This is a genomic window from Legionella dresdenensis (genome assembly GCF_042649825.1).
Taxonomy (GTDB): domain Bacteria; phylum Pseudomonadota; class Gammaproteobacteria; order Legionellales; family Legionellaceae; genus Legionella_C; species Legionella_C dresdenensis.
Genome location: NZ_JBHSAB010000001.1, coordinates 589,812 through 604,353 on the forward strand (window position 1 = coordinate 589,812; position 14,542 = coordinate 604,353).

Below are 14,542 nucleotides of genomic sequence, written 5' to 3' on the forward strand. Positions count from 1 at the left end.
AATGATTCAAGATAAAGTAGCGGCTCCTGAGGATTCTCAGGCAATTAACGATCCGGTCGCTCTGGTTTTAAAGTGGATTTTATTATTTACTGCGATTGTATGTTTTATAGTCCTGATATGGGGCACTTATAAGACGTACCAATTAGCTCCCCCGCTACCGCAGCAATTTCAAACCCAATCCGGTCAGATCATTATGACGGAAGCGGATATTTTTGAGGGTAAAGCAGGATTTCAACGGGCTGACTTGATGGATTACGGCAGTCTTTATGGAATGGGCTCCTATTTTGGTGAAGACTACACTGCCAAATATTTAGTGCGTTTAGGCCGCCTCATTGAAGATAATATGGCACAAAAAAATTATGGCAGCATTTATGCGGCTTTACCGGAAGAGAAACAATATTTAGTTCGAAAAAATATGCAGCAGGCGTTGCAACAAATTCAATTAACTGAAACCACCAGTATTTTGCCTGATCCGGTTGCCGAATCAATTTTACAACTGAAACAGGAAATTGCCCATACGTTGTTAAATCATGATCCGGAAACTGGCTGGACAAAGGCATATAGCCTGGATGAGCGAAGCGCTTTGCAAACTGCCGATTTTCTGATTTATTCCTCTCTGACAACGATTGCTCATCGTCCCGGTCAAAATAGCTCGTACACAAACAACTGGCCTTACGAGCCAACAATGGGAAATAATCCAACGCCCGGCACTTTTTACTGGACCTGGGTTTCTTTTTGTTTTGTGTTCCTGGGATTTGGCGCAATTCTGTACATTTATCATCGCTACCTGAGTGTACCAGATGATTCCCCAAAGACACCGATATTTACCCACTTTAAACCGCTTACTTCAAGTCAGCGTAAAGCAGGTCAGTACTTTATTGTTGTTGCGGCGGTTTTGCTGGTGCAGATAACCGTCGGCGCAATTATGGCCCATTATTATTCTGAACGTGAAGGTTTTTACGGTATCCCGATTAATGATTATTTACCGTTTAATTTTTTACGTGATGTTCATATCCAAACGCCAATCGTCTGGATTGCTCTTTCCTGGGTAAGTGCAGCTGTATTTATGGCGCCTATTATCAGTAAAAAAGAGGCGAAAGGTCAGGGCTTTTTAGTCAGCCTGTTATTTTGGGTAACTCTTTTTGTTGTCGGCGGCGCTATTATTGGCGATTATCTGGGAATAATGGGTTATATCAATCAATACTGGTTTTGGCTGGGCAATCAGGGACTTTCTTATTTGCAACTTGGCCGTTTATGGCAAATAGGGTTTTGTTTGGGATTATTCCTTTGGAGTGTTATCGTTTTTCGCGGCATGTGGCCTGGCTGGGCTACAGCAAAAGAGGCAACAGTCCAATTCTGGACCGGCCGTATTCGGTTAGAACATCTTTTCTGGGCCAGTACAGCAAACGTTGCGGTATTGTATTGTTTTGGAATGATTCCCTTAACCGGTATTGAAAAATCGTTCACTATTACTGATTTCTGGCGCTGGTGGGTTGTCCATCTGTGGGTAGAACAATCATTTGAGTTTTTTGCAGCTTGCGCTACTGCCTATATGCTCATGGGAACAGGCCTAGTGTCGCGTACTCTCGCCGAGCGAACCATGTATTTTGAAACCATTCTGATTTTTTTAGGTGGAGTCATTGGTACAGGTCACCATTGGTATTGGACAGGAACCCCTGATATCTGGGTACCGTTGGGTTCGATGTTTTCATTTATTGAAGTATTACCTTTAGTACTGTTGATTATCGATGCGATTGAACATCGTCAACTTATCAAGCGTCAAGGGGCTTTTACTTATAACCTGGCCTATCTCTATATTTTAGGCGCCTCGTTTTGGAATTTTGTCGGCGCCGGGGTATTTGGCGGCGGAACCCTCAACGCCCCCTTGATTAATTATTATGAGCATGGAACCTTTTTAACGCTTAATCATGCGCATACTGCATTATTCGGCGCTTTTGGTCTGCTTGGCCTTGGCCTGGTCTATTTCTGTTTGCGCTATGCCGCAGGCGACACGATCCAGTGGAGTGATCGTATGGGTACATGGGCATTTTGGCTCTATAACTTCGGGCTTTTATTATGGATTGTACTCAATTTCTTCCCTATAGGATGGGCGCAGTTAATGGATGTTTACGAGCATGGTTTTGCTCACTCCAGAAGTCTTGAGTTTTATAACACGACTTTATTGTGGCAATGGTTACGATTCCCGGGAGATGTGGTTTTTGCTCTGGGCGCGTTGCTTATGGCTTATGATTTTCTGCGGAAGCTGGGTCCATTTTTTCCGAAGGTAGAAGCATATTATTTGAGGAAGTTGGCTTAGCGCAAGTATCGTATTGTTGGGTCAAACGACCCAACCTACAGGCCCAGGTTATCGCGTTTGAAGACTTTGTCAGCGCGGTAGCTTGAGCGAACCATTGGCCCTGAGGCTACTTCATAGAACCCTTTTTCCAATCCGATTTCGCGGAATCTGACAAATTGTTCTGGCGTCACATAGCGGGCGACTGGTAAATGATTTCTGGTTGGCTGTAAGTATTGCCCCAACGTCAGGATATCCACATTAGACGCCCGGATATCATCCATGGCTTTGATAATTTCTTCGTCTGTTTCGCCAAGACCGAGCATGAGGCTGGTTTTTGTCAGCACATCAGGGCGGTATTGTTTGGCAAAGGCAAGAACATTTAACGTCTGCCAGTAACCTGCCCGGTTATCACGTACCGGATGGGTCAAACGTTCTACGGTTTCGACATTCTGGGCAAATACATCAACACCGCTATCGAGCAATGTTGCCACATCCTGCTCTTTTCCCTGAAAATCCGGAGTCAACGCTTCTACTTTGGTCTTCGGGCTGCGTCTTTTGATAGCCTGAATGGCTTTGGCATAATGGCTTGCGCCGCCATCGGCAAGATCATCCCGGTTAACGGATGTCAAGACAATATAATCAAGATTCATCAAGGCCACGGTATTGGCTGCATTTTCAGGTTCATCCTGATCAAGCCAGCCATGTGGATTACCAGTATCGACGGAGCAAAAACGGCAAGCCCGGGTGCATACCGCGCCCATAAGCATAATAGTCGCAGTGCCGTGTGACCAGCATTCAGTGATATTAGGGCATTTGGCTTCTTCACATACTGTTGCCAGACTATGCTGAACGACTTGCTCTTTAACCTGAGAATATTTAGCGGTTGTTTGAGTGCTAATGCGTAACCATTTCGGTTTTGGCAGACGCTCGGCATTCTGGTCCATTGACTTAATACCGTCTTTAATTGCTACTACACCGTTAGCAGTTGTATATTTTCTGCCGCTTTCTATAACAATAGGAATCTCGCTCAACTTGCTCATGCTTACGCCATTAAAATGCTGTTGGCTAATGATCCCAAATCGTTGCAGTCAGATCAATAGATATTTTAATCAGGATGAAAGTTAATGGAGTAAACGCAGCCTCACTGCTATTAAGTTGCTCCAGTCAGTATTTTCACAGCTTTATTTTTCATTGCATTACGCTTCCTGTGGTTATTTGAATCTACTGTTTGCTTTAATGGAAATATCTTACTATAGCATCTTAATTGATTTATTTTTAATCAAAATCCTGTTAAAATCTGGCTTTTATCCGGAATTTAAATGCCTGTAGCTGTTTTAAAATTTACAACGCAACCTGAAAAAAACTTAATTGAATCCACTAAAACTGGAGCAATCGTATATCATCTACCAAAAATTACTGAGCAGGTATTTTTCCCGCGCTGTGAATTTTTTGCGCGATTTGGCAGTATTTATGAAATGGCCAATCCCCACAGCTACGACACCTACCATCGCAGCAATAAAAAAAAACTTGCAGGTGTCAAACAAAAAGACATGGTTTTTGCAGGAAACAACCCTCAAACTCTGAAAGGAATTTATCCTAAAAGCGGGAATTTTTATAATCCATTTCATTTTAAAACCTATCGTCAAGCAGTTACACCGATAAATATAGAGCGTGATAGTTGGAATGACAGTTGCTGGTATGACTATTTGCTCGGTTACCAAAAAAGATGGGCAAAGGATATTGTTGATAAAATTTTAATGGCTGGCATTGAACAAATTAAAATTAATGCTGATAATAATTATCCCTGTGTTTTATTATCATTTCCCAAACCGACAGCAGAAAAAAATCCTTCAGTCTGGACTCAGTTTTATAGTATCTATTTTATTGTTATTGCTAATAAATTAGCTTATGAACGCGGTGTTAATATAGAAATTCATCGCAGGTCGAGCTTTGATGCTTTGCGACCATCAGTTGCTGAGTGCGGAGAAAGTTTGCGAATATCGCTCGGGTTAATTCCTGCTGCTTATGCGGACTGTTTAGTCGATGCGATTATTTTATTACACAGTCTATTGAATCAACAGCAACATTTTGCTATCAAATTTGGTTCAAAAAAACTTGAAAATACCTTACAGCAATACAATACATTAAAATCAAACGAAGCAAAAAAGTGTTCTATTGCCCTTAAAAAAACCTTATGGGAAACGCTTTGGGCGCCAGGTGATTCGAGTAATCGTTCATTTGCTACTCAAATTTTTCGTTCTCCTTATACAGTTGAATACTTAATTAATCAAATAACGATATTAAGCCTACAAAAGCCCATAGCAGAAATTATAGCGAACCAAACTGATTTCAGTGCAACATTTGTTAAGCCATTACAAAATCTCTTTGAGCATTTTACCTTATCGGGCAAATCACTTTCACTCGCAGTACCCCAAGAGTCTTTGCGTACCTTTTCCTGGAAACATCAAAATTCATTGGATGATCCGGATTATTGGAAGATAGTGAAAAGATTTGCCACTATGCTAGGTGGGGATGATGCAGTTATTGAGCAGATAATAACTAACAAAGTCCAAACCCATTTACATTGCGTTTTTGAATACTGGATTAAAGAGTTTTTCTTTCACCCATTCTCATTCCCTGATGAGCAGATTGACGATGGTTATGGTTCTGATTCAGACGAAGAGACTGAATTTAGCTTATCTTCCTCTAAAGCAATAACCATTTCAGCTAAAAAATTGATTACAGCAACCGGGATGCGTGCTATTCAATTATGTTATGCTGCGGCCAAATGTTATTTAGCTGATATGCATCAAATTGATACATTAAATATCATTTATCATACACAGTTTATGTATTATGAAACCAATGAAGCGATTAGCCGATTTTCTATTCCGCTAGAAATTGATAATGATCCGCCAAAGAATAAAAAACAGCAGGACATTACTTTTTTTGATCTTAATTTTTGTAATAACAGCCAATTTGAGCAAAAATCTCTATTAAGTCAAATAAAAAAATCTGCATACATTGCAATCATTGATACAACCAGCTCAACAACGAAAGAAATGCGTTCTGCTCTAAAGCAATTGTTTTCAAAAAGACCTAAACTTGAAATCATTTGCCTGATAAGTAGCGGTCTGAAAAATGAGCAAGGAATGAGTGATTATAATCCTTACGGCACAATTCGAATTTTTGCGCAATCAAAGATAAATAAAGATAAATTTTATAAGTTTATTGTAGAGCTTGAGAAAAATGCCGGTTACCAACATCCAGCTTATAGCCATTTACTAAGGAAAAACGCTAAACAACATGGGTTAACACCGACTAATAGCTCAATTTTAGGGATTGCACCTGCATAATATTCAATTATTTCTTAACTGAATGCAGTGAAACATAGCCTGGGTGCAGGTTCACAGAACCGGAACCCGGGCTTCATTCCATAGCTATTTTCCAGTTTTACCAGAGCAGGTAGCAGCCACGCCATTGACTGCATCATTAAACTGTTTGTCTGTCATATCACCTGATTTTGTAGCCAGATCAAGCAGTTTAGGTTCAGCGCAGGCGCAATAGGCCTCGGCAGACTGTTTAACTGTTTCATTCATGTCAGGATAAACTAATGCCCAGCTATCCTGGCAATATTCCATAATATTGTCTTTAGTCGCTTTATCCAGCCCTTCGTCATCATCCAGTTTGTTCATGGCGTCAACCAGCAGTGTACGCGACATGCAAACCTGTGAAGCATGATTAATCGCTTCACTGTCATTTAAGGGCTGTTGTAATGCAGCGCAATCGCAATATTGCTCGCCAAAATTTTGAAAATCAACTTTATCTTTTATTTCCCCGGCACGCTCCATCCAGGCTTTCAGACAAACAGATTGAAAAGTTTGTGCTGGCTCGGCTTTGGTTTGCGCCTCGTCAGCAAAGCAGGAAAAGGCACAAGAACCCGCCAATATTATTCCAACCAGTATTTTCACGGCTTTATTTTTCATTGCATTGTGCTCCCTGCGGTTATTTTATTTTAATTTAATTTAATTTCACGGCCTTGTTCATTTTTAGGCTCAGGTTTTGGATCTTGTACGACTCTCAAATCAGCAAGCTGCGCTTTATAAAAACTTGTAGTTTCTTTTGCTCTGGTTGATTTGCTTTTTTGAAGTGAAGCATCCACCGTCGCGTCAATCTTATTCAGTAGTTCTTGTACTTTCTTTGGATCAGGAGTCGTACCTCGATGCTCAGCTTTAAATTCCGCGATCATCTTCCGAACTTCTTTCACAGTCTCAGGGGTTTTCCTGCCGAACCAGCCTTTACCCAGTTTATTCAGGCGAGGATCATTAAATTTTGCTTCCAATTGATCAAGTTTCTGCAACTCTGGACTTTTAGTCTGACTGATTACATTAGTGAACGCTTTTTCTTCTCTGGAATTTAAATCTGTACCAGGGGTCACCGGCAAGCCAAAATTTCTTTCAACTACATTCTTGTAAGCCGAGGGATTTAATCCATTACTGTTTAAAACTGCCGTAGTCGATACGCCAATAAATTCTTCACCGACAAATCCTGCCCCCCTGCCATTTTTCCAATATTCACCGACATCATAAACTCCGTAAACCACATCAGCATCTGAAGGATTATGAAATGCACATTTAATACCTTGTTGTGCAAGTTCATCAGCAATATACATCACGTCTTTGCTGGCTCTTATCACATTTGGCGGCTCTCCCGCCTGTTTCATTGCTTCATTAAAAAATGGAATATTGTTTGGATGTCCCGGATGATAAATAACGTTTAAGTTCGGATATTGTCTGGCAACATCCATTAATATTTTGAAATAAACCTCGGGTTCCCCCCCAAAAACTCCCAAACCGGCAGCAGGCATAGTAATATGAGTCGCCCCCTCAGCCACAGCGGCGGAAAATATATTGTGATACATACCAGTAAGTAATTGCGAAGTCTGCTCCTGCGAGAGCGCTCTTCCCTTGGTCATAAAATTTAAGGCCGGACTGGAAAGCAGCAGAATTCCTGGATCATCAACACCAATTTTACCTTCTTTAGGGACTGAAATTGCTTTGCCGTCAACGACTTGTTGCTTTACCAATAAATCAATCTCCTGAACATGACAAACACCCACAGCCATATTCAACCAATGCAGATTGGCATCTTCGGATATTTGGTCATCCTGTGCCTTTACCTGTTTTCCCTGAACCGCCTGGTTGTAAAGTCCTGGTTTAATAATATCGGTATTAACATAAACCTTGGCGCTATTAAGCAATCTGTCCAGTCGCGCGCCGGGGATAGTTAACGTGCCCGGTTTATCCTGATCAAAACTTTGAATAGTTATATCTTTGTTATTTTCTTGTGCCAGCGGTTTACCATCTGCCGTAGACGATAGCGGCATATTACGTGCATTATCACCCTGGTTACAACCAAGCCCGCTTAATAATTGCTGTGCAGGTTTTTTGTCGAAAGGAATGCTTTCACCTTTGCCGGTACTACATGTATACATTGAAAAATTCCCGACCTTATTTTCAACTTGCTCGAGCAATCCTCTCAATTGTTCTGAAGGCATTTCTGAACTACCATTAGTTGAATTAATTTAAGTATAGAACAATTATCTGGTAAGCCATCCTGAACCAGCGGGAGATTGCCGCGTTACGCTCGGAATAACATAACTGGGAGTCATTTTTCTTTTAAATACAAATCGATATGGGAACCATCACAAAAAGGAGCCTGTTGGGTTTGCCCGCAGGTGCACAGGCATGCGCTTTCACTGATATCAGCCGTGAATACCACTGATTTATCAGGGCAACAGGCTTTATTACCAGTACACCATGGCAAGTCATCTGATTCTGTGCAGCCGCACCAGCGATATTCTTTTCCAGCTTTGACATCGCATAATACAGGAAAATTTCGTCGTTTTTGCTCCATAATCAGGGCATATCCTTATTTGCTTTTTTTTGATAATAAGACTGAACCCAGGCAATTAGCGCCGATAGCGTAACAATCACGATGAAACTCAGATAATTTGCCAGTACATAAGGATAAATTACCAACATAGCTCCTGTAAGCGCCAGAAAAACATTGGCAAATATAAACAAGTAACGGCTGCCTTCCGCTTTAAAGTAATAATAGATAACATAAAATAGACCCGCTATTGCGCTAATGACGGTCAGATAAATCAGATGATAAATAATCAGATATCGTATCTGAACCGCTAAAGTAAGGTTTTGGACTGTTAGCCATTGTTGAAACATTAACGAAAAATTGGGCAGGGTGAGTTGCGGATAAAATTGCAAGGGCAGCGACAATAAGGTGAATAATAAAATCCAGCCATCACTTGGCATAGTCCGCCAATTATATTTCCTCACCGCGCAAATGATCACAGCACTGCAAACAGCTAAGCCAATCAGGGCGGCCGGAAGCCGGATATAGGGCAATAATTGATAAAGTAACTGGTTATTCACTTGCTGCAGGCAATGACTTAGTGCAGTACCAGCCAAAAACAGAACGGCCCCTATCCACTTTGCTGTTCCGGGTATCAGAACCAACAGCGATAACAAGGCAATAAGAGTAAACACCGTTCCTGAACTCACTGCATCGACAGCTGACATGGTCGGAATAAACCGCAGCGCTGAAACCGGCTTTTTCTCTGCCGAGAGACTGACATCATACCAGTTTGACGCCGACATTCGGGCAATGGCATCGACAGTTCCCTGTTTCAGTTCGCCCTGTTTGGCAATTTGCTGGCGACAGAACTGCAGCGCTTTCAATAATTGTTTACCCGTACTGCCGTCATCTGCAAAGCCTACCCACCGGGTATTACAGAAAAATATTGAAGGTACGGCAAAATCTGTCGCTTTAATCTGTTCAAGATAGTGATTAAAAGTAATCAGATCGGCTTTTTGATCATTAATATAATAGCGTTTAACAGCAAGCCATTTTTCCGTTTGTTCCAATTCGGTAAAAAACTGATTGGTTTTCTGGCAATGCGGACAGGTTGAGCTTAGGAACAGATTAACATTCAGGGTTACCTGCCGCCCGGGTTCATAGTTATACCAGGTAATTGCCGGGTCTGCCGCATGGTTAAAAGTTGACCATAAGCCAAGCATGATAAGGAGGATGAATCCTGAAAACCGCATTGTTCTTCTCGTGTAGCAAGGAAATAAGCTTATGATCACCTTAAATCAGGGGAATTATCAAGCCTTAAACGTCGGTTCTCTGCCATTAAGTTATGAAATTAGTTATTCCAGCGAAGGCGGAAATTTGATCCATCACACAAGGTAAACTGCCAACTTGAGAAATAGATTCCCGCCTTCGCGGGAATGACAGTATCTGGATGGCTATGGTGTAAAACGTCGTTTCGGATTATCATTTCTCTAATATCACAACGAGGTAACACCATTGGACAGGCGTAATTCATTTTCGGCGACAGGCATGATTTTTCTCTTCCTGGCGCAAACCATGGTTGGTATCAATATTGTCTCATCCAAATTGCTGGTTTCTGAAATTCCTGTGCTGTTACTATTAACAATACGCTTTAGCCTTGCCACCTTTATCCTGCTTCCCCTGCACTGGCTGACACCCGATAAGAAGCTCACTCTGAAAAATCACTTCGCGAGCCTCCAGACTAAGGATTACATTTTTCTGCTAGCCCAGGCTCTTACTGCCGGAGTTATGTTTAATACCCTGATGCTATCAGGACTTAACTATACCGATGCCAATATTGCCGGCATTATTACCAGTACCCTTCCTGCTATTATTGCGGTGATGGCATGGATTGTATTGAAGGAAAAATTTACCGGCAAACAAAGTCTTTGTATTGTATTTGCAACAGCAGGCTTAATTGTAATTGCTACCGATAAAGTCAGTTCTGTGACCGATAATAATTCTTTTTTTGGCGATCTTCTGGTTTTTTTATCTCTATTTCCTGAAGCGACCTACTATATATTGTGCAAATTACACCCTAACAAGCTTCCGGTTTTTATCGTTTCCGCCCTTATGAACGGCATTAATGCGCTTCTGGTTTTTCCATCCTTGTTGTTTATTAATTGGAATCTGACCGGAATAAGCCTGATTGACTGGGCGATTTTATTTATTCTCGGATTAAGTTCCGGTTTATTCTATGTTTTCTGGTATTTTGGCTGTCAGCGCGTCGATGGGCTGCTGACGTCTTTATCTACGGCAGTGATGCCGATCGCAACTGTTATATTCGCCTGGATAATCCTTGGCGAGAAATTGACCATACTTGAGTGTCTTGGTATGGGATTAGTCATTTTTTCGATTGTTTTATACGCTAAACGCTAGGGCGTGTTTTTAAAGTTTTTCTGGAAGCGAAAAAGCAAGAAAATGAGGCTGAATTTTTGGTCGATTGAGGCGAATAGCCGGCTCTATTTAACGAAATCGAGCATAAATTCAGACCATTTTATTGCTTTTGGAGCCCAGAAATAACTTTAAAAACACGCCCTAGGGCCGCTTAAGTATGAATATAATTTTCGAGATGTTTTATCTCTTGTTGTTTACTTTCCAAAATATGAAACAGCAAGTCGCCAATTGATAAAACCGCGATCAATATACCATTTTCTTCAATCAGGACATGTCTGCGTTTTGTTTTAGTAATCACTTCCATGGCCGCTTCAACAGGCATATCAACCGTCAATATACTGACATCGGTATAGGCAATATCACCTGCGGTAGCGACATCTGGATCAAGGTGCTGGTTAATACACGAGCGTACAATATCCCTTTCAGTCACCATACCCAACAAACGCTTGTCATCATGCACAACCAGCGCGCCAACGTCTTGACGGATCATCAGGTTAACACAATGGGTTACGCTGAGTTGCGGATCAACATACACAATTGGCCGCCTTGGGTTTGACAGTGCAGAGTAAATTAATTCAGCCATAATACACTTCCTTAGCCTGCAATATCGAGAGAGGATATGTATAAATATAGCACAAAACAAGGTCTTGAGGGAGTAGGTTGGGTCGTTTGACCCAACATTTCCGATTTAAATAAACGACAGGTTTTTAGTTAACTATACGCCATGAGCCATCAGCCTGACGGCATGCTTTGCCGTAAACTTCCTGCGTTTTACCGCCGATGATTGCACGGGTGGTGTATTCGCGGCATGGTTGTTGGTTAGTGTAATATGTTCTGGTTGAACGGACAGTATAGCTATTGCCGGTATCCGGATTACGCCAGTTTACTGCTTTGCCAGTAGGCGCAGTTTCCAAAGCCTGTTGCATTTCGAGGCGATCGAGTTTATCCATTGACCGGCCAATATTACCGCCCAGATATGCTCCTAATAACGCACCGCCAGCAGCTGCTGCAACGCGCCCTGAACCACCGCCGAACTGGCTGCCTATCAATCCGCCAACGACACCGCCAGTTACTGTTCCAACGCCTTCATTAGTCACTGGAGCACAACCGCTCAGCATGAATGACAAGGCTAAAGACGCCAAAAGTACTTTTTTCATAAACATTCACCTATCTGTTTTTTTAAGCCCATAAGCGCTGATTTTACCATTATGGTTTTATATTATCCATATCAAGGTCTCCCTTTCCGATCTCCGAAGTAAGTCCATCTGTTTTAACTCTTTTCGCAAACCCTCAGATGCCATGGATGGCATCTGGGAGCGTCAGGATGACTTCATGCGTGTTTGCGAAAAGAGTTAAAACAGATGGGCTTACTCGCACCGAACCTGCAAAGATTGCAGTTCCCTACAGAGTTTTATCCTGCCTGACCCGAGGCGAGAATTGGCAAAGCAACTCATAAGCTATAGTACCTGCCGACATGGCAATATTTTCAACCGGCACATACTGCCCCCACAATTCAACCGCATCGCCTATGGCAACCCCCGGGCAATTAGTCAAATTGACAGTCAACATATCCATAGACACCCTGCCGACAACAGGCGCCAGATAACCATTAACCCAGACCGGCGTATTCTGTGCAATGTGGCGGGGATAACCATCCCCATAACCGGCAGCAACCACACCTATCACTGACGGTTTACTGGTTTGCCAGGTACCGCCGTATCCTATTCGCGCCGCGGCAGGATAATGATGAATAGCGCTGATTGCTGAAACAAAACGCATAACCGGAATCAGCCCTAACTGCAAACCAGTCTGATTATTAAAGGGTGAAACGCCATAAAGCATAATACCCGGACGCACGACATCAGCATGAGTATCGGGCAAGGCAATAATCGCTGCTGAATTGGCAATACTGCAGGTATACCCTGCGCCGCCTAAATCCAGACTACGATAAGCGCGAAGTTGGGTCTGATTGGCCGGATGTTCAGGTTCATCGGCACAGGCCAGATGCGTCATAATGCCAATATCGTCATCCACCCAAGGGCAATTTTCCAGAGCGCCGACTACTTCAGCCACATCTTGCGGCTGAAAACCAAGGCGATTCATTCCGGTATTAACTTTCACCCAGACTTTGATTTTATGAGGCAATCGTTTTTCCAGCAGCCACTGTAATTGATAAGGCTGATGGAGAACACATTGCAAATTATGGGCAGCAACGACATCCAGCTCATCAGCGCTGAAGACTCCCTGGAATAAAACACATTCCGCCGACGATCCCAACGCCCTGATTTTCATTGCCTCCTCAAGGCAGGCAACGCCAAACGCATAGACTTCATTTTCCAGAACAGGTACGACTGATTGCAACCCGCAGCCATAGGCATTGGCTTTGACCATAGCAATAATTTTCCGCCCTGGCGCGTAATGCCTGACCTGTTTGAGGTTATGTAAAAGCGCCGTTTCATCGATTTGAACGCGCGTTGGTCTTGTCACGTTAATCTACCCCTTGATAACCACTATATGCCAAATCTTCGAAACGGGTGTATTTACCCAGGAACGCAACTCTTACCTTACCAATCGGACCATTACGCTGCTTGGCGATAATAATTTCCGCCACCCCTTTATCCGGGCTGTCCTCATTGTAAACTTCATCACGATAAATAAAACAGATTAAATCCGCGTCCTGCTCAATCGCACCAGACTCCCGCAGGTCAGACATCACGGGCCGCTTATCGGTGCGCTGCTCAAGGCTTCGGTTAAGCTGCGACAAAGCAATTACCGGCACTTTTAATTCTTTTGCCAGCGACTTAAGGCTCCGGGAAATTTCCGAAATCTCGGCAGTACGGTTTTCCGCCTTAAAACCCGGCACTTTCATCAACTGCAAATAGTCTACGACAATCAGGCCGAGCTGGCCATTTTCCTTGGCGAGCCGCCGAGCCCTTGCGCGCATCTCTGCCGGACTTAAACCTGCTGTATCATCAATAAACAACGGCGCTTCCGACAACATATGAACAGCTGAAGTGACTCGCGGCCAATCATCATCTTCAAGTTTACCAGTACGGATACGGTGCTGATCAATACGGCCCAGCGACGACAGCATCCTCATTGCCAGCGAATCCGAGGGCATCTCCATTGAGAAAACCAGTACTGGCTTACCGCCATTGATAGCGGCATGCTCGGCCATATTCATAACCAGAGTGGTTTTACCCATAGACGGACGCCCGGCGACAATGACCAGATCCGAGGGCTGCAGACCGGAGGTCATGCTGTCAAGATCGGACAAGCCAGTCGCCATACCGGTAAGGGCATCCGAATTGTGATAAAGCATATCAATTTTTTCCACAGTCTTTACCAGAATGGATTTGATGCTTTCCGGCCCTCCGTCACCCGCAGTCTGCTCGGCAATGGCAAACACTCTGGTTTCTGCCAGGTCAAGCAGCTCCGGCACTTCCCTGCCCGCAGGGTTATAGGCTGAATCCGCAATTTCACCGGCAATGGCAATTAACTGCCTTTGTACTGATTTTTCGCGGACAATATCCGCGTAAGCCGCAACGTTTGCAACGCTGGGCGTATTATTGGCCAGCTCAAATAAATAGGTTTCGCCGCCGCTGTCATCCAGTTCATCATTTGATTTCAAGGAGTCCAGCAAAGTCACCACATCAAAGGGCTGATCTTTTCTGGCAAGTTCGGCAATGGTGCGGAACAGGATACGGTGCTCGGTACGATAAAAATCCGCTTCACACAGTTTCGAGCTGATTTTATCCCACGCCTGATTATCCAGCATCAAGCCGCCAATAATAGCTTGCTCTGCTTCAGCAGAATGAGGCGGCCGCTTTAACAGGTCTACGGATGAGGTATTCTTTTTTGACTGAACGTCTGCCATAACTTGGTACTAGCTTCGTATTAAAGCAGTTATTTTAATCCGCTACAAAAAAAAAGACA

12 protein-coding genes are annotated in these 14,542 nt (G+C 43.1%); 3 read left to right on the forward strand and 9 right to left on the reverse strand.

Going from position 1 to position 14,542, the window contains the following annotated elements:
- Position 1 precedes the first annotated feature (1 nt).
- A complete protein-coding gene (locus tag ACFORL_RS02540; RefSeq protein WP_382340767.1) occupies positions 2 to 2,317 on the forward strand; it encodes a nitric-oxide reductase large subunit in 2,316 nt (771 codons plus the stop codon).
- A 35-nt stretch (positions 2,318 to 2,352) separates the two neighbouring features.
- Here ACFORL_RS02540 and lipA read toward each other — a convergent pair whose 3' ends face one another.
- A complete protein-coding gene (gene lipA / locus ACFORL_RS02545; protein WP_382340769.1) occupies positions 2,353 to 3,336 on the reverse strand; it encodes a lipoyl synthase in 984 nt (327 codons plus the stop codon).
- A 279-nt stretch (positions 3,337 to 3,615) separates the two neighbouring features.
- Here lipA and ACFORL_RS02550 point away from each other — a divergent pair, with 279 nt between their 5' ends.
- Positions 3,616 to 5,652 (forward strand): hypothetical protein, encoded by a 2,037-nt coding sequence (locus tag ACFORL_RS02550; RefSeq protein WP_382340771.1) that lies wholly within the window; start codon positions 3,616 to 3,618, stop codon positions 5,650 to 5,652.
- An 84-nt stretch (positions 5,653 to 5,736) separates the two neighbouring features.
- Here the strand turns inward: ACFORL_RS02550 and ACFORL_RS02555 are convergent, their stop codons facing one another.
- From ACFORL_RS02555 to ACFORL_RS02570, 4 genes are all read right to left on the reverse strand, one after another.
- Complete coding sequence (locus ACFORL_RS02555) at positions 5,737 to 6,282, reverse strand: hypothetical protein (protein WP_382340772.1); 546 nt, start codon at positions 6,280 to 6,282, stop codon at positions 5,737 to 5,739.
- A gap of 29 nt (positions 6,283 to 6,311) precedes the next feature.
- Positions 6,312 to 7,790, reverse strand: coding sequence for a hypothetical protein (locus ACFORL_RS02560; RefSeq protein WP_382340774.1), 1,479 nt, complete (start codon positions 7,788 to 7,790; stop codon positions 6,312 to 6,314).
- Positions 7,791 to 7,963: 173 nt separating this feature from the next.
- Positions 7,964 to 8,212 (reverse strand): CDGSH iron-sulfur domain-containing protein, encoded by a 249-nt coding sequence (locus tag ACFORL_RS02565; RefSeq protein ID WP_382340776.1) that lies wholly within the window; start codon positions 8,210 to 8,212, stop codon positions 7,964 to 7,966.
- A gap of 2 nt (positions 8,213 to 8,214) precedes the next feature.
- Positions 8,215 to 9,423: a hypothetical protein gene (locus ACFORL_RS02570; RefSeq protein WP_382340778.1), complete on the reverse strand. Its 1,209-nt coding sequence runs from the start codon at positions 9,421 to 9,423 to the stop codon at positions 8,215 to 8,217.
- Between the two features lie 295 nt (positions 9,424 to 9,718).
- On the opposite strand from ACFORL_RS02570, the gene ACFORL_RS02575 reads away from it, so the two are divergent.
- A complete protein-coding gene (locus ACFORL_RS02575) occupies positions 9,719 to 10,588 on the forward strand; it encodes a DMT family transporter (RefSeq protein ID WP_382340780.1) in 870 nt (289 codons plus the stop codon).
- 169 nt (positions 10,589 to 10,757) lie between these two features.
- Here ACFORL_RS02575 and ACFORL_RS02580 read toward each other — a convergent pair whose 3' ends face one another.
- From ACFORL_RS02580 to dnaB, 4 genes are all read right to left on the reverse strand, one after another.
- Positions 10,758 to 11,189: a CBS domain-containing protein gene (locus ACFORL_RS02580; RefSeq protein WP_382340782.1), complete on the reverse strand. Its 432-nt coding sequence runs from the start codon at positions 11,187 to 11,189 to the stop codon at positions 10,758 to 10,760.
- A 124-nt stretch (positions 11,190 to 11,313) separates the two neighbouring features.
- The gene (locus ACFORL_RS02585; RefSeq protein ID WP_382340784.1) at positions 11,314 to 11,763 is read right to left on the reverse strand and encodes an RT0821/Lpp0805 family surface protein; all 450 of its coding nucleotides are present in this window, start codon (positions 11,761 to 11,763) and stop codon (positions 11,314 to 11,316) included.
- A gap of 244 nt (positions 11,764 to 12,007) precedes the next feature.
- Positions 12,008 to 13,093: an alanine racemase gene (alr, locus tag ACFORL_RS02590; protein ID WP_382340786.1), complete on the reverse strand. Its 1,086-nt coding sequence runs from the start codon at positions 13,091 to 13,093 to the stop codon at positions 12,008 to 12,010.
- 1 nt (position 13,094) lies between these two features.
- Entirely contained in the window at positions 13,095 to 14,483 is a 1,389-nt protein-coding gene (gene dnaB, locus ACFORL_RS02595) for a replicative DNA helicase (protein ID WP_382340788.1), read from the reverse strand.
- Between the last annotated feature and the right edge of the window lie 59 nt (positions 14,484 to 14,542).